The sequence below is a fragment of the Marinobacter shengliensis genome, assembly GCF_003007715.1.
GTDB lineage: Bacteria > Pseudomonadota > Gammaproteobacteria > Pseudomonadales > Oleiphilaceae > Marinobacter > Marinobacter shengliensis.
Map to the genome: position 1 here is coordinate 130,341 of NZ_PXNO01000027.1, position 24,536 is coordinate 154,876.

19 protein-coding genes and 1 tRNA gene are annotated in these 24,536 nt (G+C 56.8%); 9 read left to right on the top strand and 11 right to left on the bottom strand.

Annotated elements, in window-relative coordinates; genetic code table 11:
- Both ihfA and C7H10_RS13785 read left to right on the top strand, forming a co-directional pair.
- Complete coding sequence (gene ihfA, locus C7H10_RS13780; RefSeq protein ID WP_044386556.1) at positions 1-303, top strand: integration host factor subunit alpha; 303 nt, start codon at positions 1-3, stop codon at positions 301-303.
- Complete coding sequence (locus tag C7H10_RS13785) at positions 284-649, top strand: MerR family transcriptional regulator (RefSeq protein ID WP_072677718.1); 366 nt, start codon at positions 284-286, stop codon at positions 647-649. The genes ihfA and C7H10_RS13785 overlap by 20 nt, the downstream gene beginning before the upstream one ends.
- Before the next feature lie 91 nt (positions 650-740).
- Here the strand turns inward: C7H10_RS13785 and C7H10_RS13790 are convergent, their stop codons facing one another.
- On the bottom strand, positions 741-929 hold the full coding sequence (locus C7H10_RS13790) for a YgaP family membrane protein (protein ID WP_106695350.1): 189 nt from the start codon (positions 927-929) through the stop codon (positions 741-743).
- Between the two features lie 110 nt (positions 930-1,039).
- On the opposite strand from C7H10_RS13790, the gene C7H10_RS13795 reads away from it, so the two are divergent.
- A complete protein-coding gene (locus tag C7H10_RS13795; RefSeq protein ID WP_072677716.1) occupies positions 1,040-1,681 on the top strand; it encodes a Crp/Fnr family transcriptional regulator in 642 nt (213 codons plus the stop codon).
- On the opposite strand, the gene C7H10_RS13800 is transcribed toward C7H10_RS13795, so the two are convergent.
- The 4 genes from C7H10_RS13800 to C7H10_RS13815 all read right to left on the bottom strand — a co-directional run bounded on the left by C7H10_RS13800 (position 1,667) and on the right by C7H10_RS13815 (position 5,857).
- Entirely contained in the window at positions 1,667-2,806 is a 1,140-nt protein-coding gene (locus C7H10_RS13800; RefSeq protein WP_106695351.1) for a glycerate kinase, read from the bottom strand. The two genes, C7H10_RS13795 and C7H10_RS13800, sit on opposite strands and share 15 nt — an antisense overlap.
- A 1-nt stretch (position 2,807) precedes the next feature.
- Complete coding sequence (locus tag C7H10_RS13805; protein ID WP_106695352.1) at positions 2,808-4,151, bottom strand: GntP family permease; 1,344 nt, start codon at positions 4,149-4,151, stop codon at positions 2,808-2,810.
- Between the two features lie 152 nt (positions 4,152-4,303).
- Positions 4,304-5,395: a CdaR family transcriptional regulator gene (locus C7H10_RS13810; protein ID WP_106695353.1), complete on the bottom strand. Its 1,092-nt coding sequence runs from the start codon at positions 5,393-5,395 to the stop codon at positions 4,304-4,306.
- A gap of 9 nt (positions 5,396-5,404) precedes the next feature.
- Positions 5,405-5,857 (bottom strand): winged helix-turn-helix transcriptional regulator, encoded by a 453-nt coding sequence (locus C7H10_RS13815; RefSeq protein ID WP_061331707.1) that lies wholly within the window; start codon positions 5,855-5,857, stop codon positions 5,405-5,407.
- A gap of 203 nt (positions 5,858-6,060) precedes the next feature.
- Between C7H10_RS13815 and putA the strand changes: the two genes are divergently transcribed.
- The 5 genes from putA (at position 6,061) to C7H10_RS13845 (ending at position 16,750) form a co-directional block, all read left to right on the top strand.
- Complete coding sequence (gene putA, locus C7H10_RS13820; protein WP_106695354.1) at positions 6,061-9,690, top strand: bifunctional proline dehydrogenase/L-glutamate gamma-semialdehyde dehydrogenase PutA; 3,630 nt, start codon at positions 6,061-6,063, stop codon at positions 9,688-9,690.
- A 197-nt stretch (positions 9,691-9,887) separates the two neighbouring features.
- Positions 9,888-11,078 (top strand): MFS transporter, encoded by a 1,191-nt coding sequence (locus C7H10_RS13825; RefSeq protein ID WP_244178287.1) that lies wholly within the window; start codon positions 9,888-9,890, stop codon positions 11,076-11,078.
- 68 nt (positions 11,079-11,146) lie between these two features.
- Positions 11,147-11,602 carry a sn-glycerol-3-phosphate transporter gene (locus C7H10_RS13830; protein WP_106695996.1) on the top strand — a complete coding sequence of 152 codons (456 nt, stop codon included), beginning with the start codon at positions 11,147-11,149 and terminating at the stop codon, positions 11,600-11,602.
- A 1,036-nt stretch (positions 11,603-12,638) separates the two neighbouring features.
- Positions 12,639-13,757, top strand: a complete 1,119-nt coding sequence (locus tag C7H10_RS13840) for an outer membrane beta-barrel protein (RefSeq protein WP_106695355.1) — start codon at positions 12,639-12,641, stop codon at positions 13,755-13,757.
- Positions 13,754-16,750: an Ig-like domain-containing protein gene (locus C7H10_RS13845; protein WP_106695356.1), complete on the top strand. Its 2,997-nt coding sequence runs from the start codon at positions 13,754-13,756 to the stop codon at positions 16,748-16,750. The genes C7H10_RS13840 and C7H10_RS13845 overlap by 4 nt, the downstream gene beginning before the upstream one ends.
- Positions 16,751-16,849: 99 nt before the next feature.
- On the opposite strand, the gene C7H10_RS13850 is transcribed toward C7H10_RS13845, so the two are convergent.
- Both C7H10_RS13850 and C7H10_RS13855 read right to left on the bottom strand, forming a co-directional pair.
- Positions 16,850-16,926: transfer RNA gene (locus C7H10_RS13850), tRNA-Pro, on the bottom strand.
- Between the two features lie 111 nt (positions 16,927-17,037).
- On the bottom strand, positions 17,038-18,681 hold the full coding sequence (locus C7H10_RS13855; RefSeq protein WP_106695357.1) for an FMN-binding glutamate synthase family protein: 1,644 nt from the start codon (positions 18,679-18,681) through the stop codon (positions 17,038-17,040).
- Positions 18,682-18,956: 275 nt separating this feature from the next.
- On the opposite strand from C7H10_RS13855, the gene C7H10_RS13860 reads away from it, so the two are divergent.
- Positions 18,957-20,549 (top strand): BCCT family transporter, encoded by a 1,593-nt coding sequence (locus tag C7H10_RS13860; RefSeq protein ID WP_106695358.1) that lies wholly within the window; start codon positions 18,957-18,959, stop codon positions 20,547-20,549.
- 67 nt (positions 20,550-20,616) lie between these two features.
- Here the strand turns inward: C7H10_RS13860 and C7H10_RS13865 are convergent, their stop codons facing one another.
- The 4 genes from C7H10_RS13865 to C7H10_RS13880 form a co-directional block, all read right to left on the bottom strand.
- A complete protein-coding gene (locus C7H10_RS13865) occupies positions 20,617-21,564 on the bottom strand; it encodes an alpha-L-glutamate ligase-like protein (protein WP_106695359.1) in 948 nt (315 codons plus the stop codon).
- 1 nt (position 21,565) lies between these two features.
- Positions 21,566-23,083 (bottom strand): inactive transglutaminase family protein, encoded by a 1,518-nt coding sequence (locus C7H10_RS13870; protein WP_072677708.1) that lies wholly within the window; start codon positions 23,081-23,083, stop codon positions 21,566-21,568.
- Entirely contained in the window at positions 23,080-23,880 is an 801-nt protein-coding gene (locus tag C7H10_RS13875) for an ATP-dependent zinc protease family protein (RefSeq protein ID WP_106695360.1), read from the bottom strand. Before C7H10_RS13875 ends, C7H10_RS13870 begins: the two co-directional genes overlap by 4 nt.
- 146 nt (positions 23,881-24,026) lie before the next feature.
- Complete coding sequence (locus C7H10_RS13880) at positions 24,027-24,413, bottom strand: hypothetical protein (protein ID WP_106695361.1); 387 nt, start codon at positions 24,411-24,413, stop codon at positions 24,027-24,029.
- Positions 24,414-24,536 lie beyond the last annotated feature (123 nt).

Here is a 24,536-nt window from a genome sequence, read left to right on the forward strand (position 1 = left end):
ATGGCGGCTTTGACGAAAGCGGACATGGCAGAGCGCTTGTATGAGGAGTTGGGTCTTAACAAGCGTGAGGCCAAGGAAATGGTAGAAGCTTTCTTCGACGAAATCAGAGGCGCACTCAGCCACAACGAGCAGGTGAAGTTGTCGGGGTTTGGCAACTTCGATCTCAGGGACAAGAAGCAGCGCCCGGGACGGAACCCGAAAACGGGTGAAGAAATTCCCATCAGTGCACGACGCGTAGTTACGTTTCGACCAGGTCAGAAACTGAAGCAGAAAGTAGAAGCGTATGCTGGAACCGAGTCATAACAACGAGCTCCCCGCCATTCCGGGGAAACGCTATTTCACGATTGGTGAAGTGGCCGATCTGTGTGCTGTAAAAGCCCACGTATTGCGCTATTGGGAACAGGAGTTTCCCCAGTTGTCGCCGGTCAAGCGCCGGGGCAATCGTCGTTACTACCAGCGGGCGGATGTGATCACCATTCGTCAGATCCGTAGCCTGTTATACGATCAGGGCTACACCATCGGTGGTGCCAAGCAGAAGCTGAGCAGCTCTGAAGTAAAGGACGACACCTCCCAGTACAAGCAACTGATCCGGCAGATGATCACCGAGCTGGAAGAAGTTCTGGATGTACTGAATACTCCTGCCCGCTAATTGCCTCGGGTCGTATAGCGGAAGCAGTCGAGCAAAGGCCGGAATGGTATATCCATTCCGGCCTTTTCGCTTTCTGGCGAGGATAATCCGCTTATTTGGTCTTGCAGGTTTTGATGCCCAGCAGGGAATAGGCGGGGCAGTTGCCAATGGCAGCGGTCGCCAGGGGCACCACACCAATCCAGCCCCAGGCCGTTTGTGGTCCTGCAAATACCAGGGCAATCAGAATAACGCCAACGATGGCGCGAATAATCCGGTCGGCTGAACCCATGTTTACCGTCATCTTTGTCTCTCCTGTTTGATGTCGGGTGATGCTGACACTATAGGCCTGCGGCGACGCGCGTTCAGTGATAAAGTCACACAGCTAACCGAGATAAGCGTCCGGAGCCAATAATGGCGAAACACAGTATTCTGGAAACCCTGAACGAAAGCCTGCGCAAAGACACGCTGACGTCGATCAGTGTTATGCAATTTCCTCCAGGGCAGGTGCTTTTCAGCGCCGGGGAGCATTGCCGGGGGCTGCCATTGGTGCTTGATGGCAGCATCAAGGTCCAGATGACCGGCGTTTCCGGGCAGGGCATCGTGTTGTACCGGATGGGTGCTGATGATATATGCACCTTGTCGATTGGCTGCCTGATGACCGGCCGTGGCTACCGGGCCGAGGCCATCGTTGAGGAAGAGGCGGAAGCGGCGATCATCCCTCGAGGGCTTTTTGACCGGCTGATGGACCAGTCCGCCGAGTTTCGGCTGGCGATTATGGAGTCTTACGGAAAGCGCCTCGACGATCTCATGTTGCTGGTGGAGGAGGTGGCGTTTCGCCGGATGGATGAGCGCCTGGAAGAGTGGTTGCTGGCGCGGGCGAGTCATGGCCAGCGGGTGCTGGCCATTACCCATCAGGAGCTGGGGATTGAGCTGGGCACGGCTAGAGAAGTGGTCAGCCGCCTGCTGAAGGAGCTGGAACGGCAGGATCAGGTCAGGTTGGCCCGTGGCAAGATTGAGCTCACGGGGCTTGCCGGTAAGCTAGCGCCTGCCTGAAACGCTGTGCACCAGTCGGGCCAGCTGCCCTGCGGTTGTTTCCAGATTATCGGCGGCCTGGGAGTAGGCCTCCTGAAGCTCCATCGGGGCAGGGGTAATGGAGAAGGCAGCGGATAACCCCAAGCGGTGCAATTCTCCCAGTTCTGCCCCCAGTTTCCCTGCCAGGCCAATCACCGGAACACCGTATTTTTTTGCCAGCGATGCGACGCCGGCAGGGGTTTTGCCGTAAGCGCTCTGGGAATCGATTGCGCCTTCGGCAGTTATCACCAGGTCTGCCTGGGCCAGATGGCTTTCCAGCTCCACGGTTTCCATCACCAGCTCTATCCCCGGGCGCAGTTCTGCCCCCAGAATGCCCGCGACCATGCCGCCGATTCCGCCCGCTGCGCCACTGCCCGGAAAACTGGCAATATCCATTCCTTGCTGTTCCACCAGGCGGGCAAAGTGCCCCAGATTGCGATCCAGCTCCACCACTTGCCGGGAGTCAGCGCCTTTCTGCGGCCCGAACACCGCTGCCGCGCCATTCGGCCCCAGCAGAGGGTTGTTAACGTCGCAGGCCACAACCAGGTTTACCCCGGCGAATCGCTTCAGAGCGGGGGCCAGGTCCAGGCTGGCCAGTTTTGCCAGGCCGGTGCCGCCGCTTGGGATGGGATGGCCACTGTTATCCAGAAGGCGTGCCCCGAGGGCTTGTAGTATGCCGGCGCCACCATCCGTGGTGGCGCTGCCGCCCAGACCCATGATCAGGGTTTTGGGCTTGTGCTCAAGGGCAGCCAGTATCAGCTCACCGGTGCCAATGCTGGATGCAGTGAGGGCATTTCGGCTGCGGGCCGGCACGCAGTGCAGGCCGCTGGCCTCGGCGACCTCAACAATGGCAATCTCGCCATCATTAACCAGACCGTAGTGAGCTGAGACGGTTTCACCCATGGGCCCGGTGACCTTCACCGTGTGAAGTTGCCCCTGACGGGCTTCCGTCAGCGCCCGGGTGGTGCCTTCACCGCCATCGGCCAGCGGCACCGTCACAACCTGGTCATCCGGGGCTGCCAGTCGCCAGCCCCGGGCAATCGCCTGGGCCACCTGTTCGGCGGCCAGGCATTCCTTGAAGGAGTCCGGAGCAATCACAATCCGCATATCAAAGTACCGCGAGAGAAGTGAGCCACACGGCGGCAATGGTCACAAGGCCCATGATCAGTGTTGCCGTGGTGTGGGACTTGTACGCCGTAGCGACGGTCATCTTGCTGAACTGGGACACGACCCAGAAGTAACTGTCGTTGGCATGGGACACGGTCATGGCGCCTGCGCCAACGGCCATGACAGTCAGAACCCGGCCCATGTCGGAGTCCAGACCCAGTTGGGGCAGCAACGGCGCAACCAGTGCAGACGCGGTGACCAGTGCGACGGTTGAGGAGCCCTGGGCTGACTTCAGAGCGGCAGCCACAATGAATGGCATCAGAACGCCGAGGCCAAGAGTGGACAGCGTATCACCCAGATAGTCGCCCAGGGGGGTGGCCGCCAACACAGCGCCAAAAGCACCGCCGGCACCGGTAATCAGAATGATTGGGGCGGCCACTTCCAGCCCTTTGCTGGTATGGCGGCCAAACTCGTTCAGCTTGCCTTTGCCTTGCAGCAGCGTAAGGGCAAAGCCAAGGCCAATCAGCAGGGCATTAAGCGGTTTGCCCAGGAAATTCAGTATCTCGTAGAGCAGTCCGTCACCCAGCGGGGCGGTAGGATAACTGGCGACTGAGCCAATGCAGATCAACAGAATAGGGACAAAGATGGGCGCGAAAGCCTTACCGGCAGAGGGGAGTTCGCCATAGTGTTGGCGTGCTTCTTCAAAGGCCTCTTCAGCCTGTTCCAGCTCGGTGCTGGTCATATTCTTGCAGCGGGAAGCCCAGAACAAACCGGCCAACGCCGCGATGATGGCGAAGATCAGACCAACACCGATGACCAGGCCAAGATTGTTCTCCAATCCGAGATTGCCGGCGGCGGCGATGGGGCCTGGCGTGGGCGGTACCAGGGTATGGGTGGCAAACAGGCCGGTAGACAAGGCAACGGTCATGGCGACCGGGGATGCGCCCAGGGTGCGGGCCATGGAGCGTTTCAGGCTGTTCAGAATGACATAGCCTGAATCGCAGAATACCGGTATCGATACAATAAAACCCACCAGAGACATCGTGAGTGTCGGGAACTTCTGGCCCAGCAGTTTAATGATGGTTTCCGCCATCACAATCGCGGCCCCTGTGCGTTCAAGAATCACCCCTATAATGGTGCCCAGAACAATCACCAGGCCGATGTATCCCAGAATATTTCCAAAGCCGGCGCGGATGGTGGTCTCTATTTCCGACAGCGGCAGGCCAAAAGCAAATGCGGCCAGGAAAGAGGCCAGCAGAAGGGTAATAAAGGGGTTCAGTTTCAGTCGGCTGGTGGCGAACACAATAAAGATTATGACCGCGACCAGAATCAGCACCAGATGCATTGGCAATCTCCAGAAAGGCTCTGTTTTTATCCGACTCTTTTGGTCGGTCTTGTGGTGCTAAGTGTAAAAGGTGATTGCCCATTGTTCGTTATTCATTTGACCAGAGATGATCTATTTTTGTGCGACAAAATTGTGCGATTGAACAATTTTGGTCAGCGATTTTCCATAGCCATATACAGAAACAGCAAGTCTTCCAGCCGAAAAGGGGACCAGCCGGTCAGGGTTTCAATACCCTTGAGCCGGTAGCGAACGGAGTTCCGGTGCAGGTGCAGCTGGCTCGCGCAGCGTTGAATGTCTCCGTCTGCCTCTATAAAGGTTCTCAGAGTTTTGAGGTATTGCTCCCGGCGCGGGTGGGCCAGCAGAGGGCGAATGGCCTGGTTAAGCTGGAGTTGCTGCCAGCCGGGGCTCAGGCTTTGCCAGAGTGCCGCCAGTGGAAAATCCTGAAATGAGAAATGCCCACCCGAGGGCTGGCGCTGTTTACCTGCCTTCAGGGCAGCTTCGGCCGACTCATAACAGGCTTTCAGGTTGCTGTGAAATACCGTGCCGGTAGCGGCAGACACTGAATTCCGGCTCGTTGCAGGAATGCGCCCCAAGGCTGCATTCAGGGCTTCTGCGGCCGGGCGTTCGGTAAAGAAGAAGGCAAGGTGTCGCTGTCGGGTAAGTAACACCAGAGCCTCGGGCTCGGTGCGTTCGAGGTCTCGGGACAACGTAGCCATATCGGGTGGCCAGGGTGAGGTTGCCTTATTCGCCGCCAGTACAACCGCAATTCTTGGCTTATGAATGTCCAGACCGATTTGTTGTGGCCAGTCCTCGGGAACCAGTTCACCGTCGAGCAGGGCCTGAAGGGTATTCTGTATCTGGTTCCGGCGGTGACGGGTCACTTCGATCAGTGCCGCCTGCTCCAGGATCAGTTCTGCCGTGATTCTTAGCAGGTCAGCGTAGGGCAGCACTTTATCGGGGGTGCCGGAAATGCCGACAACGGCTACTACCGATCCGGCCATCACCACGGGTAGGTTAACCCCGGGCCTGACCCCCGGGTATTCACCCGCTTGAGCCTCCTCTATCACTAGCGGGTTTCCGGTCTTGGCGACGGTTCTGGCTCCCTCATGCATTTCACCTACCCGCCGTGAATCGCCAGAGGCAATGATGATGCCTTCCGGTGTCATCACGTTCACCGAGTGGCCAATGACGGGCATGGCCCGGTCCACGATCCGTTGGGCGGTGGCCTGGTCAAGAGTGTTCATCGTTGTTCCTCAAAGGCCACGATCTTTAACGCTTTCCATTACTACAAAGGTGCTGGTTTGCAGCACATGGGGCAGGCTGGAGATCTGTTCGCCAAGCACTTGCCGGTACTCGGCCATGTTTTTGGTTCTGACTTTAAGAAGGTAGTCGAAGTTGGCAGCCATCATATGGCATTGCTCAACTGCGGAGATTTGCCGAACCGCCGTGTTGAACGCCGCCAGCGCCTTGCTGCTGGTGTCGTTCAGGGTGACCTGGGCAAAAGCTACGTGCGACAAGCCAAGCTTGGTCTGGTTCACCATGGCGCTGTAGCCGGTGATGTAGCCCTGCTCCTCCAGGCGCCGCATCCGGATCTGGCAGGGAGTCTTGGAGAGGCCTACCCGGGAGGCAAGGTCTGTCACGGTTATGCGGCCGTTCTTCTGTAGTTCCCGGATGATCGAGAGGTCAATCCTGTCCAGATCCGCCATGGCTGCTATCCTTTTAGAAAGTCGGTCTGTTTTTTGTGCCCAGGCAATAATTCCTGTTCTTGGCCTGAATTAGGGGTAATGATTCTGTAATTTCAATCCAAAAAAGGAAAAAGGTAAACCAATTTCTACCTGAATAGGTAAATAGTATATAGCGGCTTCGTTAAAATGCGGACAGTATTCCAATAAGCAGGAGGGTATCCCCCATGAGTCCACAGCAATCCATGACGCCAGAGCTTCATAACATTCGCAAGGCCATCCGTGCCAACTACCTGGCGGACGAGTATGAGGTTATTCATCGATTGATTGCTGAGGCTCAGCTCTCCGATGACGCTCGGGTGGCGATCTCTGCCCGGGCGGCCGATCTGGTTCGCAGCGTCCGTGGCAGTGCCCGCCCGACCATTATGGAAAAATTCCTTTCTGAGTACGGGTTGACCACCAAAGAGGGCGTGGCCTTGATGTGTCTGGCCGAGGCGCTGTTGCGGGTTCCGGATAACCTGACCATCCATGATCTCATCGAAGACAAAATTACATCCGGTAACTGGGGCGCCCACGTGGGCAAGGCCAAATCCGGACTGATCAATTCGGCCACCCTGGCCTTGTTGATGACCAGTAACCTGTTGAAGGACTCCGAGCGCCAGAGCGTGGGGGATACCCTGCGCAAACTGGTCAAGCGCCTTGGCGAGCCGGTGGTTCGTACCGTGGCGGGGCAGGCCATGAAAGAAATGGGCCGACAGTTCGTGTTGGGCCGGGATATCGAAGAAGCGCAGGAGCGTGGCAAGGCCCAGGAAGCAAGAGGCTACACCTATTCCTATGACATGCTGGGTGAGGCTGCCCGTACCGATGCCGACGCCCAGCGTTACTACCAGGCGTACTCCGATGCTATCGACAGCATCAGCAAGCGCTGCGAAGGTGATGTGCGCACCAATCCGGGTATTTCGGTAAAGCTGTCCGCACTGCTGGCCCGCTATGAGTACGGTAACAAAGAGCGGGTGATGAATGAGTTGATGCCCCGGGCCCTGAAACTGGCCCAGAAGGCCGCAGCGGCCAATATGGGGTTCAATATTGACGCGGAAGAGCAGGACAGGCTCGACCTGTCCCTGGATGTGATTGAAGCGATTCTGTCGGAACCGTCACTGAAAGGCTGGGACGGTTTTGGCGTGGTGGTCCAGGCCTTTGCCAAGCGGGCGTCCCAGACGCTGGACTGGCTCTATGCACTGTCTGAGAAACTGGATCGCCGGATCATGGTGCGGCTGGTGAAGGGTGCCTATTGGGATGCCGAAATTAAACGGGCCCAGGTGATGGGGTTGTCGGACTTCCCGGTGTTTACCCGCAAGGCCTGCAGCGATGTGTCGTATTTGGCGTGTTCCAAGCAGTTGCTGGGCATGACAGACCGGATTTACCCCCAGTTTGCCACCCACAACGCCCATTCCGTATCGGCGGTGCTGGAGCTGGCGAAAGGCCTGGGTCGCGACAAGTTTGAGTTCCAGCGGCTACACGGTATGGGTGAATCCCTGCACGACCAGGTGCTTGAAGACAGCGGTGTGCCTTGCCGGATCTATGCTCCCGTTGGTGCCCACAAAGATCTGCTGGCGTACCTGGTGCGCCGCCTGCTTGAGAACGGTGCCAACAGTTCTTTCGTGAACCAGATTGTGGACACCAGTATCACTCCGGAAGAGATTGCCAAAGACCCGATTGATGTGGTGAAGACTCTGGGGCACAACCTGTCCAGCAAGGCGATTGTGCATCCGTCGAAGCTCTTTGGTGAGCAACGCCGTAATTCCAAAGGTTGGGACATCACCGACCCGGTAACCGTTGAGGAAATCGACGAGGGCCGCAATCGTTACAAGAGTCATCAATGGCACGGCGGTCCGGTATTGGCCGTTGAGCCCGCCAGTGATGAAGTGGTTGAGGTGCGCAATCCGGCCAACCCGGATGATCTGGTCGGCCACATTACCTACGCCTCCGAGGCGGACGTGTCTGCTGCCCTGGACGCTGCCCGGGACGGGTTCAAGCAGTGGTCGGCGCTGTCTGCGGAGGATCGCGCCGAGATGGTCCGTAAGGTAGGCGACCTGTATGAAGAGAACGTACACGAGCTCTTTGCCCTGACCACCCGGGAAGCCGGTAAGTCCCTGCTGGACGCGGTGGCGGAGATTCGTGAGGCGGTGGATTTCGCGATGTTCTACGCCAACGAAGGTGTCCGTTACAAAGACGCGGGCGAGGCCCTTGGCGTGGTTTGTTGTATTTCCCCCTGGAACTTCCCGCTGGCCATCTTTACCGGCCAGATCCTGGCGAACCTGGCGGCAGGCAATGCGGTGGTCGCCAAGCCGGCGGAGCAGACCTCACTGCTGGCGGTACGGGCGGTTGAACTGATGCACCAGGCGGGCATTCCCAAGGCGGCGATCCAGTTGCTGCCGGGCACCGGTGCCACCGTGGGTGCTGGTTTGACCTCCGACGCCAGGGTGAATGGTGTGTGCTTCACCGGTTCTACCATGACTGCCCAGCGCATCAACAAAGCCATGACCGAGCACATGGAGCCGGACGCGCCACTGGTGGCGGAAACCGGTGGTCTGAATGCCATGATCGTGGATTCCACCGCCTTGCCCGAGCAAGTGGTGCGGGACGTTCTGGCGTCGTCATTCCAGAGCGCTGGCCAGCGCTGTTCTGCTCTGCGTATGTTGTACGTGCAGAAAGACATCGCCGACAACCTGCTGGAAATGCTCTATGGCGCCATGGAAGAGCTGGGCATTGGCGACCCCTGGCTGCTGTCTACGGACGTTGGCCCGGTGATCGATGAGAATGCCCGCAAGAAAATCAACGATCATTGCCAGAAGTTCGAGCAGCAAGGCAAGCTGCTGAAGAAGATCAAGGTGCCCGAGAAAGGCCTGTTCGTTTCCCCTGCGGTGCTTCAGGTGAGTGGCATTGAGGAAATGGAAGAGGAAATCTTTGGCCCTGTTCTGCACGTGGCTACGTTTGAAGCTAAAGACATCGACAAGGTTGTGGATGCGGTGAACGCCAAGGGTTACGGCCTGACCTTCGGCATTCACAGCCGGGTAGATAACCGCATTGAGCACATTGCCAGCCGCATCAAGGTGGGCAACACCTACGTTAACCGGAACCAGATCGGTGCCATCGTCGGGTCCCAGCCGTTTGGTGGTGAGGGCTTGTCTGGCACTGGTCCGAAGGCCGGCGGCCCGCAGTACGTGCGTCGCTTCCTGAGAGCGGAGGTGGTCCACAAGCGGTCGGAGTCCAGCAACAAGGTACTCGGGGCTGACAAGGTTCAGAAGCTGATCGACAAGCTGGAAAAGGCCGAAGTACCGGCGGCGGATCGCCGTAAAGAAGCTCTGCGCCCCTGGTTCAAGAACGTACCGGCGCCTCTGGATCTGGGCTATGAAGAAATGCCAGGACCAACCGGCGAACAGAACCACCTGTCCTGCCATGCCCGTGGCACCATTTTGTGCCTGGGGCCGGATGCGGAGTCTGCGGTAGAGCAGGCTGGCACTGCGTTGTCACAGGGCAACAAGGTGGTTGTGATTGCACCGGGTGCCGAAAAAGCCCTGGCGGATGCCATCAAAGCCGGCCTGCCGGTAGTGGCCGCCGACGGCGTGATCGCTCCGGATGCACTGACCCAGCTTGAGGGCTATGCCGCCATTACCAGCGTGGCCGAAAAGCCTCTGCTCAAGCAATATCGCCAGGCCCTCGCCCGGCGCGATGGTGCGTTGCTGCCCATCATCACCGAGCACAAACTGGACCAGCGCTACGTGATCGAACGGCACCTGTGCATAGACACCACCGCCGCCGGCGGCAACGCCAGCCTGATCGCCTCTGCCGAGTAGGGTCTGCAAGGGTCTGTCCCGAAGGGTCTGTCCCCGAATGGGGACTGACCCACTTTTACCTCGGTCCATCTCCAAACCCCCGATACCTGGTGCGTTTGGGGTCAGTCCCCGTCCGGGGACAGACCCCGTAGCCAGCTCCCCATTCCCAAGCTACCATACCCACTCCCGAGTTCACGTCACCCATTACCGGAACACCATTGAACACACCCGCCCCCAGCAAAACCACCGAAGCCGAAGCCACTCAAACCTTCTGCGCAGTCTGCCTGTCGCTGACGCTCTGTTTCGTGGTCTACTCCATGCTAATCGTCGTGGTACCGGTCTACGGCTTGCAACTGGGCGCCTCTCCCTTGGTCCTTGGTGCGGTTCTGAGTGCCCAGTATCTGTTACCCCTGGCCCTGGCTATTCCGCTGGGTGGGGTGGTCAGCCGTTTCGGTGGTCGGGCAACGCTGATAACCGGTGCCGGCTTGATGGTGGCGGGGCTTCTGGCCATGCACCTCTGGCCTGGTTTTGGTGGATTGGTCCTGGGACAGCTATTGGTTGGTCTGGCGCATCTCCAGATGGTTCTGGCGGCACAGACCATTATTGCCAACCTGGGCGCGGGTCCGCGCCTTGAGAAGTATTTTGGTTGGTACTCCACCTGGCTTTCCGGCGGACAGGTGATCGGCCCACTTCTGGCAGGGCTGTTGCTGAACGCCAGCGGAACGGCCTACGTGTTTCTGGTGATGGCAGCGTTTGCGCTGGTAGCCGGCGTGGTAGGATTCTGGTTGACCGGCCAGGCCACTGAACGCATTCAGGTTACTCGAAAGCAGGCAGGATTCCGGGCCCAGTGGGCTTTGATGCAATCGAATCGCGGCGTACAGCTGTCGGTTCTGGTGACAGTATTGGGCATGTTTGCCCTCGGTGTTTACGGTAGTTACCTTCCAGTTTATCTGGAGAGCCTTGCAATCAGCCCGGTGATCATCGGGATATTGGTGAGCCTCAGGGCGGGGGTGTCCATGGTGATTCGTCCGTTCATGGCGTCGATCATCGAGCTCGCCGGCGGCCGTGTGAATACGGTGTTTTTGTCACTGGTCACTGTGTCTGCAGGTATCGCGCTTCTGGGTGCAACGGAGCAGGTTGTCGTCATGGGATTGCTCGCGGTGCTGGTCGGTATCGGCTCAGGACTTACCCAGCCTTTGTCCATGGTTATTCTTGCGGAGTCGGTTGACCGCGCCAAGCGCTCCGGTGCGCTGGGAATGCGACTGATGGCCAACCGCGCCATCCACTTTCTGGCACCGCTGATGTTCGGACTTCTGCTGGAGTTGGGCGGTTTCGCACTGGCGTTCGGCGCCTCCGGTGTTGCCATCGCCGCCGCGCTACCCATAGGGCGAAAGCTGTTCAAGCCGTAATCCTTTGCAAATTGAACTTCGGTACTCGGGTGGTTACCATTCAGCCTGCAGAAATGAGGGGCTATTCCGTGACCAGATTACTGATTTTCTTGATTGTGGTTCTCGCAGCCAATACTGCGCACGCCAATGAATCCCGCTGGTTGCTGCAGACCAGCGTTTTCACAACCCACCACAATCCCAAACCGGAACACAACAACGACCAGAAACTGGTCTCGCTGGAATATGCCCGTGAGGACGATTGGGTGGTTGGCGGAGCAAGCTTTCTGAATTCCTTCAGTCAGCGTTCAGCGTATGTCTTCACCGGCCGGTACTTTGATTTCGGGCCGGGGCCAGTGTTTGCCAAGGTGACCGGTGGGCTGATGCACGGGTATCGGGGCGAGTATCGGGACAAGATTCCGCTGAATCACCTGGGCGTAGCGCCCGCTATCATTCCTGCAGTCGGAGTTCGAGGGCAGCATGTATCCTCAGAGCTTTCGTTTCTGGGAGCCGCAGCAGTGATGATTACCACCGGCTTGCAGTTCTAGTGAACGGTCAAGAATTACTTGGCGGCTCCAGCCGGGGATTCTCGATGGTGTTATCCAAATTCGTCAGATTCCGGCACGATAATGACTGCACAGGGACTTATGCCTGAGGTGGCTGAACGTTGCCTTAACCATACTGAAGATAATAAGGTAAAGCGTGTGTATCAGCGCCACATTATGGCCCTGAAAAGAAAGAGGCTTGGGGTTTGTTGGTACCTCATGCACGAGAGTTGTTTCATCTCGGTATAGGTAACTTACTGAATGATTCGTCTGCTGATTGTCCAAACCGTAAAAGCCAAGAAGATCTAGCCGAAGTTTAATATCTCAAGAAGTTATGGGGCGAAGAAAAGGTAGTTTCTTCGATGCATTGGCCGACAAGAGAAGTTTACTACTTCTACTTGCACCGTTCTGGATGGACTTCCCCCAATGAAATGAGGCTGTAAACCAAATTGTGTAACTGCCCACGACTGAGTAATCTTTTCAAAAGGATATCATTGTGGGTGCGCAATTGGACCGCGAAAGCTCAAAGCCATTGAGCCGCTTTATTCTTGAATTCGACGACCGCCTAAACGGCCATCTGTAATGGGGTGGCTGGTTGCACACATATATTTGCAGGCTATTTATCGGCATCATTGTTGCGATATTGATGGTTTGCAAAGCTCATTAGTCAGTTGCTTGTTTAGTGCTATTGCTATCATCGTCCCCGGGTTTATCAACTGAAAATCAGTAATCAAGTTTTATATTTATTTTTAAGAAGGTTTCTGTTTTTTTAATGTTAGATGGCTTCTAATTCTGGCTTGTTTAAATAGTTGTCCGTTGAGATTGGCCAGAATAACGTTAACTTGAGAATAATCTTATATATTCATTTTCTGTTTCTATATACCTTATCGCAAAGCAAGCTATTTCTCTGAAATAGTTACAAGCCTTAAGTTCCCTCGCGAGTTCGTTGAACTTTCGAGATGCATGTATTGCCAGCTGAAAATGGTTTTGTAGGGCCGGCACAGTTTGCCGATAAGTAAATCAATATAGGAAATGGTCAATGAAACGGATAACACTTTTTGGAGCAGCGGTTAGCTTGCTTGTTGGAGGCCAGGTATACGCTGAGGCTGCCACGCAGCACGGCTTAGGCCAGGAAACCACCTCTGACAGGCCACAGCCTGATCGTCGGCAAGGTCACGCTTATCTGGGCGTCCGCGCAGGGTGGGCGTCCTTTCATGGCTTCTGCGAATCAGACTCACTGAGCTGTAGTAACGACACCTTTGGCTATGGGCTTTATGGTGGGTATCAGTTCAATGACTGGTTGGGCCTGGAAGCGGGTGGAACGTCTTATGGCACGCCGGATTCTCGCTACCCTGCTGGCAAAGTAGAGGCAGAAACTTATGGCGCAGAGCTGGCTGTCAAACTGGGCTACCCACTGACCGACAATGCTGAACTCTTTACTCGGCTTGGAGGCGGTTATCAGCGCATTGACAAAACCTATTCGCCGCGGCCTGACACCTTAAAAAGTCGTGACTGGAACCCGATGGCATCGGTGGGTGTGGACTATCGCCTGTCCCAGCGTTGGTCGCTGCGCGGCGAATACCAGTTTATTGATGGTGTAGGCAACAACGCCACCGACAAGGCGGATCTGCACTTCACCTCGCTGGGTGTGACCTATCACTTCGGGCAACAGGCGCCTGCGGCTCATGCGCCGGTTGAAATGGCGTCTGTGGTGGAGCCCAAGGCGGAACCTCAGATGCCGGTTGCACCAGCCCCTCGCTACGTGATGGTTGAGAAAACACGCGTCTTCGATTCAGAAGCCCTGTTTGATGTTGGTTCAGCCGTTATCAAGGACACTAGTCCCCTTCTGCCACTGGTTGATCAGATTAAACGGCACGATCAGGGCGCCATTATGCTGATTGGCTACTCCGATTCAACGGGGCCTGCGGCCTACAACCTGCGGTTATCAGAGGCGCGCGCGCAATCGGTGGCGGATTACCTCGAGCAGCAGGGGGTTGTGCCTTCCCGTCTGAGCGTTAAGGGACTGGGCGAAGCGAACCCGGTTGCCAGCAATGACAGCCCCGAAGGGCGCGCCAAAAATCGCCGGGTTGAGGTGCGGTTTACCACCACGGTTAGAGAGACACGGAAAGTAACCAGCGGACAGGTAGGTAATCAATGAACGTCAATATGAAAGTCGTTTGGGTCTATTTGTTATCCATATTTAGTGCTGTTTTGGTCGGCTGTGGCGGTGGAGACTCTGGTCTTGGTAAGGTGCCCAGTGTGGGCGAGGTGCCCAGTGTTCGGAGCGGGCAGGTGGCGTCGCTGGTTGTCACCCCTAAAAACGCGACCGTAGCAGTGGGTTTGACCGTTCAAATGCAGGCAGACGCTGTGCAGAACGACGGCCAGGTCGTGAGTGTAACGACGAATCCGGGGCTGACCTGGGCGTCAGAACATGAGAATGTCGCCACCATTGACAGCGAAGGTCGGTTGATCGGGCGCAGCCCGGGCACCGCTACCATTACCGCAGAGTTGGTGGATAAGGACGGTTCAACGGTGTCGGATTCGGTTACCGTAACGGTGAAGCCCGCCATCGTTCAGTCGCTGCAGGTGACCCCGCCCTCGGACACCGTGCCCGCAGGCCTTGGTAAGCAATTCTCAGCGACGGCGGTGCTGTCTGATGGCACCACGTACGACATTACTCGTGATACCAACACGAAGTGGTCATCAGAAGATGGGGCCATAGCCACTATTAGCGCTTTGGGTTTGGCCACCGGCGAGCGCCAGGGCTCCGTTAAAATTCGAGCGTCCTATGAAACGCCTGATGGCTTGATTCTGCGGGATGAAGTGGCTTTGACGGTTACCTCGGCGGTGATCGAGCGATTGCAGGTTACCTCGAAAAGCAAGAACAGTCCGGTTGGCGTGACAACTGAATTCAAGGCAGTGGCGCTCATGTCTGATGGCGATGCCTTTGATGTCACTAACGATCCGGCCACCGGCTGGCGAACCTCAGATGCCAGCATCGCGACGATTACCACCGGACAGCCCGACAACAATGGTCAGGCGGTTGGTCACGCCGTTGGCGAGGTATCGGTCACGGCCAGTACCACCATTAACGGCGTGACCGTGGATGGCGAAATAATGTTGAACATCACGGCCCCGATACCATTGAGGATGAGCGTGTCGCCGGCGATAGCCAGCATTGCTAAAGGAATCGAACAGCCGTTCTCCGCCAACCTGAAGTATTCAGATGGTTTGACGCGCTCGGTCACCAGCGACCCGGCAATCAGCTGGGTCTCTGACACAACCAGCGTTGCGACTATTCAGCGGGATGGAAGGGCCACGGGCGAAGACGTGGGCACTGCGATCCTCAAGGCGTCCGGCACGTTTGACGGAGTTACCCTGTTGGCATCGGCGACCCTGACAGTGACCCAGGCGGAAGTGGTGAGCCTTGAGGTGACCCCGGCTGAGGCCGAGGTGCCGGTGGGGCATAAAAAAGCGTTCTTTGCCACCGTCACCATGACCGACGGTTCAAAAGAGGACGTGACGGGCAACGCTAATCTTAGCTGGACCTCAGATGCCACGGGCATTGCGACGGTGATTGCCAAGGGGCAAGCATCCGGCGTGACGGAGGGGGTTGCCAATATCACGGCCTCCTACCCCTCGCCGGCAGGCGGAGCGCCGATGACTGGGTCAGCTACCCTGACAGTGATCGGGGCGGTACTGGAAAGCATCGAAGTACCGGCCTCAGTGGAACTGTACGCTCTTGGTACAGCAACTATAACCGCAAACGGTGTCTATTCCGATGGCAGCTCCCGGGATATCACTAAAGATGTAGGCTGGACTGGTCATAGCCCATTGATGGTCTCAGTTGGCAGTGGTGCTGAAGACGGTGGTGTGGTTACCTCTATCTCGCTTCCGTATTTTGGGATCCAGCTCGGGGAGACACAGACGCGAGCTAAGCTAACCAATAGCCTCGGTGAGGAAATCGTCAGCGACGATGTGGTGATAAAAGTGGTTGCCCCAGCAGAAGAGGTAATCACCTGGGGAGTTACCAAGTATGGAGGGGACAGTTCTTCGGTGCGTTACCAGCTTACTGATGTGGTGGATATTTCCAGTGCCAACCGGGCTTTTGCGGCCCTGAAAGGGGATGGCACAGTGGTTACCTGGGGAGCCTGGGCGGGTGGAAACAGTGACGAGGTACAGGATCAACTGGTTAACGTGAAGAGTATCACGGGTAACAATGGCGCCTTTGCCGCGATCCGGGAAGATGGCAGCGTTGTCACCTGGGGCACCCCTGCCCTCGGAGGCAATAGCAGCCATGTGAAAGACGAGTTGATCAATGTTCGGAGCGTTCATTCTGCCTGGAACTATGCCGATCATGTTACTGGGCGGGCCTTTGCTGCGCTCCGAGAGGACGGCGGTGTCGTCGCGTGGGGTGATGCCCTCTATGGCGGGGACGCCAGCGCGGTGAAAGATGATGTAGTCAATGTTCGGGCCATCGCTGCCAGCCCGGCAGCCTTTGCCGCGGTAAAGGAGGATGGCACGGTGGTCACCTGGGGTGATCCGGCAAAAGGTGGCGACAGCAGCGCGGTTGAAGACAAGCTCACCAATGTAAAGTCTGTTTTTTCTAATGGTTGGGGCTTTGCGGCGGTCCGGGAGGATGGCTCGGTGGTGACTTGGGGCCGGTCAATTAGCGGGGGTGATAGCAGCTCAGTTCAAGCCCAGCTGACGGACGTTCGATCGGTTGTTGGTACTCAGAATGCCTTTGCCGCGCTCCGAGGAGATGGTTCGGTAGTGTCTTGGGGCGCGTCGGCTTTTGGAGGCGACAGCAGCGCGGTGCACGACCAGCTAACGGACGTGACTGCTATTTTTCACACCACCGCTGCCTTTGCCGCACTCAAGTCAGATGGAACGGTGGTTACGTGGGGGGGAGATTACCCGTCCGCGGATAGCAGTGCAGTGCAGGACAAACTCAGGGACGTAGTCACTATTTCTTCAAACCGGTCGGCGTTTGCGGCGCTTAAAGCGGATGGTTCTGTGGTTACCTGGGGACGCGAACAAAATGGAGGGGACAGCAGCGCGGTGAAAGACAAGCTCACTAACGTCCAGAAGGTTGTTGGCAATGGTGGGACTGCTTTTGCGGCGCTGAGAAAAGTGGACGAAACGGAGTAACGTTGCAGTCTGACAAGCATCGAACATCAATACTTGTCAGACTGTTTTCCAGAAACACAAAACCCGGACCTTTCGGCCCGGGTTTTGTGTAGGGAATTCTGGTCGGGACGGTAGGATTTGAACCTACGACCCCTTGCACCCCATGCAAGTGCGCTACCAAGCTGCGCTACGCCCCGTAAACTGCTGCCCACCAAGAAAAGAGGTTTATCTCAGTGGCTTAGCGGGAGCGAAGTCTACACCAGCCCACGGTAAAAATAAACAGGGAGCGGGCGATTTTCTTCGGCGGATTATCGCAGTTTGGTTTCCCGCAGTTTCAGGATGAATTCCGGCGGCTCAAAGGTATCGGGCCGGGCTTCTTCCCAGTATTTGTCGAATACCGTCAGGCCGGTTTTGCCTTCCAGCAGGGCGCCGGGTTCCAGAAACGGGAACAGGTCCAGATAGCTATGTATTTCCGTTTTGGAGACGCGCCGGACAATATGCTCGGGGCCCAGTTCGGAGGGGTGTTTCAGGCCAGATGCTTCCAGCAGGTTCTGAAGGGCGTCCAGCGTGTTCTTGTGGTAGTTGAATACCCGTTCGCTTTTCAGGGGAACGTCCAGTTTGTTGCCCCGGCGTGGGTCCTGGGTGGCTATCCCGCTGGGGCAGCGTCCGGTATGGCAGTTAAGGGCCTGGATGCATCCCAGGGCAAACATATAGCCGCGAGCGGCGTTACACCAGTCTGCACCGAGTGCCAGGGTGCGGGCAATGTTAAAGGCCGAGGTGATCTTTCCGGCGGCGCCAATGGCGATGTCTTCCCGAAGGTTGGTGCCTACCAGGGTGTTGTGTACCAGCAACAGGGCTTCGGTCATGGGCATGCCCAGCCGGTTGATGAACTCGAGGGGCGCGGCACCGGTTCCTCCTTCGCCGCCGTCTACCACAATAAAATCAGGCTTCTTGCCGGTTGCCAGCATGGCTTTGACAATGGCAAACCACTCCCAGGGGTGACCAATGGCCAGTTTGAAACCGACCGGCTTGCCACCGGAGAGTTCGCGAAGCTGCTCCAGAAACTCCAGAAGCTCTACCGGGTTGGAAAAAGCGGAATGGCTTGCCGGGGATACGCAGTCTTCGCCGACCTGAACGCCTCGGGCTTCGGCAATCTCTTGGGTTACTTTTTCACCGGGCAGAATGCCGCCATGGCCGGGTTTGGCACCTTGGGATAGTTTGACCTCTATCATTTTAACCTGATCAATGCAGGCATTTTCCCGGAACATATCCGGGTTAAAGCTGCCGTCTGGATGTCGGCAGCCGAAATAGCCGGAACCAATTTCCCAAACCAGATCGCCGCCTGGCTTCCTGTGGTAACGGGAGATAGAGCCCTCGCCGGTGTCGTGGTAGAACCCGCCTTTGCGCGCACCGGAATTCAGGCTGAGAATGGCGTTGGCAGACAGCGAGCCAAAACTCATGGCGGAAATGTTGAAGACGCTGGCGCTGTAGGGCTTGTCGCAGTTCTTGCCGATCACAATACGGAAGTCGCTGGAGCTCAACTTGCTTGGTGTAAGGGAATGGTTCATCCATTCGAACCCCTCCTCATACATGCCGAGTTGTGAGCCAAACGGTCTCTTATCGAGTACGTTCTTGGCCCGTTGGTAAACAATGGTGCGTTGTTCCCGGGAGAATGGCCGTTCTTCGGTGTCTGACTGGATGAAGTACTGCCGGATTTCCGGCCCCACGGACTCAAACAGGTAGCGAAAGTTCGCCATGATCGGATAGTTGCGACTTACCGTATGACTTCTCTGAAGCAAATCCCAGGTTCCCAGGGTGGTCAATCCAGCGAAAATCAATGGAATAACGTATCCAGCGCCTGCCCACAAAGTGATCGGTAAGGAAATGATCAGACCGGCAATGCTGATTACATAGGCCGAGTAGCGCAGCGGGAAGGTGGTGGTTTTCGGCATGGATACCTCTGTGGTCGGTGCGGGTCACGCCAAATTGGCGTGGGTTCAAGTATATCTTACGGCTTGCAGTGCGGAGGGGTTCAGATAGATGTCCGGTTGTACTTTCGCTTCTGAAATCTGGTCTATGCTTGAATGTGCAGTGATGACACATGTCAACTTTTGATGTTTTGAGCTCAAAATAATAAGATGACTAGCTTGTAATCTATGAGGATAGATTCACAGCTAATGAACCCGAACGAATATTCAATCGTCACACCAGACCAGGAGGCGCCAACGTGGGCGAGGTAGTGAAAGACGAATATCAGACGGATTACGTCGCAGGCCAGGACAACATAAGACCGTTTGGACTGGACCTCCATAACTGGGTATTCCCGGTCACATCAGTCATTGTTGTGCTGTTTGTCATAGCAACCCTGATGTTCCCGACAGCCGCCAAGGAAACGTTGGACGGCATGAAGTGGGACATTATCGGATCCTTTGACTGGTTCTTCCTGATCAGTGCCAACATCTTTGTGGTGGTTAGCCTGGCCCTGATCTTCATGCCCGTAGGCAAAATACGGATTGGCGGTCAGGAGGCAACGCCGGAATTCTCGACAATGTCGTGGTTTGCCATGTTGTTCGCAGCGGGTATGGGGATTGGCCTGATGTTCTGGGCCGTAGCAGAACCCGTGGCTTACTACACCGGCTGGTATGAGACGCCGTTCAATGTAGAGGCGAACTCGGCCGAGGCCCGTAACATGGCCATGGGCGCGACTCTGTACCACTGGGGTCTGCACCCATGGGCAATCTACGCTGTGGTCGCCTTGTCGTTGGCGTTCTTTGCTTACAACAAGAACATGCCCCTGACCATCCGCTCAGCCTTTTTCCCGCTCCTGAAAGATAAAGTGTGGGGCTGGCCTGGGCATGTCATTGATGTGCTGGCAGTGGTCGCCACCATCTTTGGTTTGGCGACGTCCCTCGGCTTTGGTGCGCAGCAGGCTGCCTCGGGCCTGGACTACCTGTTTGGTATGGGCGCCGGGATCAATGTTCAGATGGCCATTATTGTTGGTGTCACGGCATTGGCGCTGATTTCGGTGCTTCGCGGTCTGGATGGCGGCGTCAAGGTGCTCAGTAACATCAATATGGTCACCGCTGGCGTCCTGCTGGCCTTCGTGATTTTCGCTGGCCCGACCCTGGCCATCGTCGAGACCATCTGGATTACGTCATCCACCTACGTGGCTAACGTGGTGCCTCTGAGCAATCCGTTTGGCCGTGAAGACGAGGCCTGGTTCCAGGGCTGGACTGTCTTCTACTGGGCCTGGTGGATTTCCTGGTCACCGTTCGTGGGTATGTTTATCGCCCGGGTGTCCAAGGGCCGGACAGTGCGCGAGTTTGTAACTGCGGTACTGATCATCCCAACCCTGATTACCACCGTGTGGATGAGTGGGTTTGGTGGCTCCGCCCTGGATCAGATCCAGCAAGGCATGGGTGCACTGGCAGAGGACGGCCTGACAGAAGTCTCGCTGGCGACTTTCCAGATGTTCGCCAACCTGCCGCTGACCGGAATCATCTCCTTTGTGGGTATTGTTCTGGTGCTGGTGTTCTTCGTGACATCGTCGGATTCTGGCTCACTGGTCATCGATAGCATTACTGCCGGTGGCAAGACCGATGCACCGACGGCTCAGCGTGTGTTCTGGGTGGTGATGGAAGGTGCGATTGCCGCAGCCTTGATCTTTGGTGGCGGTGACGACGCCCTGGGGGCCATTCAGGCGGTGGCCATCAGTGCCGGCCTGCCGTTCACTGTCGTGCTGCTGATCATGACATGGGGCCTGTTGAAAGGCCTGACACACGAACGAAAACTGTTGTTGCAACGCGGTGAGCTGCTCTGACGGAGCAGCCTTCACGGCCACAAAAAACCGGAGCTTAGTGCTCCGGTTTTTTGTGGCCTGCCGCTTGTCAGAATTTCCCGAAAGCTCCCATCGCGTACTGAACACGCTCCCTGGGGCTGAAATGAGGGCGCTTAAGGGCCTCGATGTTTCTCAGCCTGGGTAACAGCCCCTCCCCGTTAGCCATCTGTATGGCCAGGCCAGGGCGTGCGTTGAGTTCCAGCAGCAGGGGGCCTTTCTGGGTGTCGACCACCAGGTCTACGCCCATATAGCCCAGCCCGGTGGCTTCATAGCATCGGGACGCCATTTCCAGCATGTCTTCCCAGCTGTCAATCTGGATGTTTTCCAATGCCAGGCCAGTGTCCGGGTGCAGGGTGATCGGGCGATTGAACTGAACCGCGTTGAGGCTGCGGCCGGTGCCTATGTCCAGGCCAACACCAACGGCTCCCTGGTGCAGGTTGGCTTTGCCATCGGAATCCTTGGTGGCCAGTCGCAGCATGGCCATCACCGGATAACCCTGGAAGATAATGATGCGGATATCCGGAACGCCCTGGAAGGAGTATCTGGCGAGGGAGGGGGTGGACTGTACCAGATCTTCCACAATCGCGACGTCTGGCGTTCCTGCCAGGGAATAGAGGCCGGCCAGAATGTTGGTCAGATGGCGTTCGAGCATAGCCACGGAAATACGGGCGCCAGAGGCCTTGACGTAGTCATCGCCATCTCGCCCGGTGATCACGGTAATGCCTTTGCCACCGGAACCTTTGGCGGGCTTGATGGCGAAGCCAGCGAGCCCCTCGGCAATTTCCCGAAAATGGGATATTTCGTGTTGCTGGCGAACTACCTGCAACAACTCCGGGGTTTTGACGCCGTATTCGCTGACTGCCAGCTTGGTTTTCAGCTTGTTATCAACCAGCGGATAAGACTCCCGTTCATTGTACCGGGAAATGTAGTCCACATTTCGCCGGTTCATGTTCAGGATGCCAAGCTTTTTCAGTTTTCTGGGGGAAATCCAGTCCATATCAGTCGTAGGCCTTCATCGGGGTAAAGCGCCTTAATTCGCTGAGCTTGTAACCGGTGTATTGCCCCATCAGCAGGATCAATCCCAGCACCACCAGATGCAGTTCCGGGAAGTTGAATGTCAGGTGCCCGGCCAGCGACGTGTTCATGGCCAGATAGGCACAAATTGCGACAAACAGGCTGCCGCTGCCTTGTACCATAACTTCGCGGGCACCTTCCTCTTCCCAGAGTATGGACATTCGTTCAATGGTCCAGGCAATGATCACCATCGGGAAGAAAGTGACGGTCATGCCGGTATTGAAGCCCATTTGATAGCCGATAATACTGAGTCCGGCGGTGATGAAGATCACCAGGATGATCAGCGCAGATATTCGTGAAACCAGAAGCAGGTTGAGGCTGGAGAGATAGCCTCGTAACAGCAGACCAATAGCGACTACCGACAGGAAAGCGATCAGTCCGGGCACCAGGGTTGTCTGAACAAACGCCACGGCAATCAACACGGGCATGAATGTGCCGGAGGTGCGAACCCCGATGACAATCCGCATAAATGCCACGATCAGAGCCCCGATGGGCAGTAGCAGTAGCATCCGGAACATGCTTTGCTCTTCGATCGGGAGTTGGTAGAACCCCAATACCCCAAGGCCGTTCTTGTTGGCCTCCAGGGTGGCCAGCTGAAGTGCGGGCACCGTCTGCCGGAGCATGGAGAAGCTTACCTGGGAGTTGTCGCCGCCCACCACATCAAGCAGCGACTCCGACCCCTGGCGCCACAGCAGCAGGTTTTCCGGTACCCCCTGTTCGGCGGTTCTTGGGTCAAAGGTGAGCCAGCGGTCACCGTTATGTATCTGCAGGAACTGCATCAATTGCTGACGGCGGCGGGCATCTTCCAGTTTGAGTGCGTCGGCGGTGCGGGCTGGGATGCCAGCATGATTCAGCATTCGAACCAGCATTTGCAGGTAGTTGTCGTCAGCCACCAGCAGGGTGGTGTTCTGGGTTCGGCTGTCAGGCTGAAGCAGCCGGATTAGCTCCCGTGTCAGGCTTTCCGGAGAGCTGGAGCGTTCGTTAGCCTGGCGCAGTACTTCGCGGACTGCGGTAGCCTGGGGTTCTTCCCAAAAGGTGGGGGTTGGCCTCGGTTTTCGTGACCGCGCGGATTCCCCGGCACTGTCATCAGGCACAAACTGGGCTTTGAAATAGAGTGTCTGGGGGCCGGAGACATCCCGCTTGGTCCACTCGGCGCGCCGGCTGCCAGAGGTTTCGATAATGGAGAAACCATAGCCCGGGGACGCTGCTTGTTCGGTGAGGATGCTGAACCCCGGCGGTTGCTCGGGAATGTGCAGGCTTATCTGTGCCGCCTCATCCTGGCCGACAAAGTCCACCCGGGCTTCGATCATCCAGACTGGCCTTTGCTCGCCCGTCATCCAGGGGACGCCAAGCTCGATGTGCCGCCAGGTGGCAATGGAAATGCCGGCGGCGATCAGCAGCAGAACAAATGCGTAGAACGGCGCTCTGGAGCGGACGGTCATGAGTCATCTCCGTTATTCGCTCGCCTGCGGTAGGAGTCAGGAAGTTCCGTGGCGTATTCCTTACCCACGTCAATGAGCATGACATCCCGCAAAACGTTCCGGCCAATCAGTACCTCGTAGGTCAGGTTAGTCCTGTCGGCCAGGGTAAACTCGGCCACTTGCTGGTGGTCGCCGATGGCAAACTGGAGCTCCACCACCACGCGCCGTTCGGCTTCTTCGGCACTGGCCTGAATGACCCGAACACGGCGCGATATCTCCCGCTCCATGGTGACCCATTCGCCGTCCGCACCGGGCACAGGTACCTCAAAGCGTACCCAGTTGCTGCCATCCCGCTCGAAACGTTTGACGTTACGTGCGTGAATCGAGGATGTCTCTGCGCCACTGTCAATGCGTGCGGTGTAGATGTGCCCGGGGCCGGCCAGGTAAAACTTCTCTATTTCCCCCACAATCACTTTGCCTTTGAGCCTGTCGGCGCGCCCCTGGTTCTCTGCAACTGCAGGGCAAACCGGTGCTGCGGCTGGCGGGCAAACGGGCCTTTCAACCTGGGTAGCGATAGCATCGAGAATGGTTTGTGTGGCAGCGTCGCTTTTGTGGAGGAGTTGTTCATGCCGCACGGTGGCGTTGTTTTCCATCGTCACCTGCGTGGCTCTCTGGGTTTGTACCGACGTTCTCAGGTCTTCCATGTTATTTTTGGGGACCATGAAGTAACGATCTGCCGAGCAGCCGGTGATCACAAGCGCCATGGTTGGAATAACGAACATCAGGAAGCGCCGAGGCTGGAAGAACCTGTAACCCATTGATTTCCCCTGAGCTGGCTGCGGAAGCGGTTTCTGCGACCGATTATGAATGCAGCCTGTGAATGTGTTTCTGAATCAGGCGGCAAAGTATACTACACGTGACCTGTGTGAATACTTTACAGTTGGTTAAGGCCTTGAAAATCGACTCAGGGTGAAATCAGTTGTTCCTGGCCAAGGGCGGTTTCCGAGCGGAGAAATTCCTGGATCACCGGGGAGCAATTCAGATAGAACAGCAACAGTTCGCGCTGGATATCCTGATCCTGAATGCGGGAGGCAAAGCCTACGATGTCTTTCAGCGTCTGGTCGCTCACAGCGCTGTGTTCATTTGTGGGCACTGACTGGCCATAGCGAGAGTTGAGAAGTTGGGTCAGGCGCTCAAGGTGAAATTCGCCGGTGTGGGTGATGTGAGGCAATACCCGTACAGACTCGCGCCCCGAGTGCGCATCTGAGGTGCAAAGTGCGTCATCCATGCATCCCGCACCTGTTGCCGGCATGTTATCTACGCCCAGTTTTCTCCAGAGTGCCTTGAGCATGTGCTGGTCCTGCCTTGGCGCGTTCAGGGTTCGGAACCCTGCGCCGTTGAGAGATCCTTTTGTTCCTTGTAGAGCAATTTACGTTAGCCGTAAAGAGCCGGATTCCGTCACTTGCCGGAAATG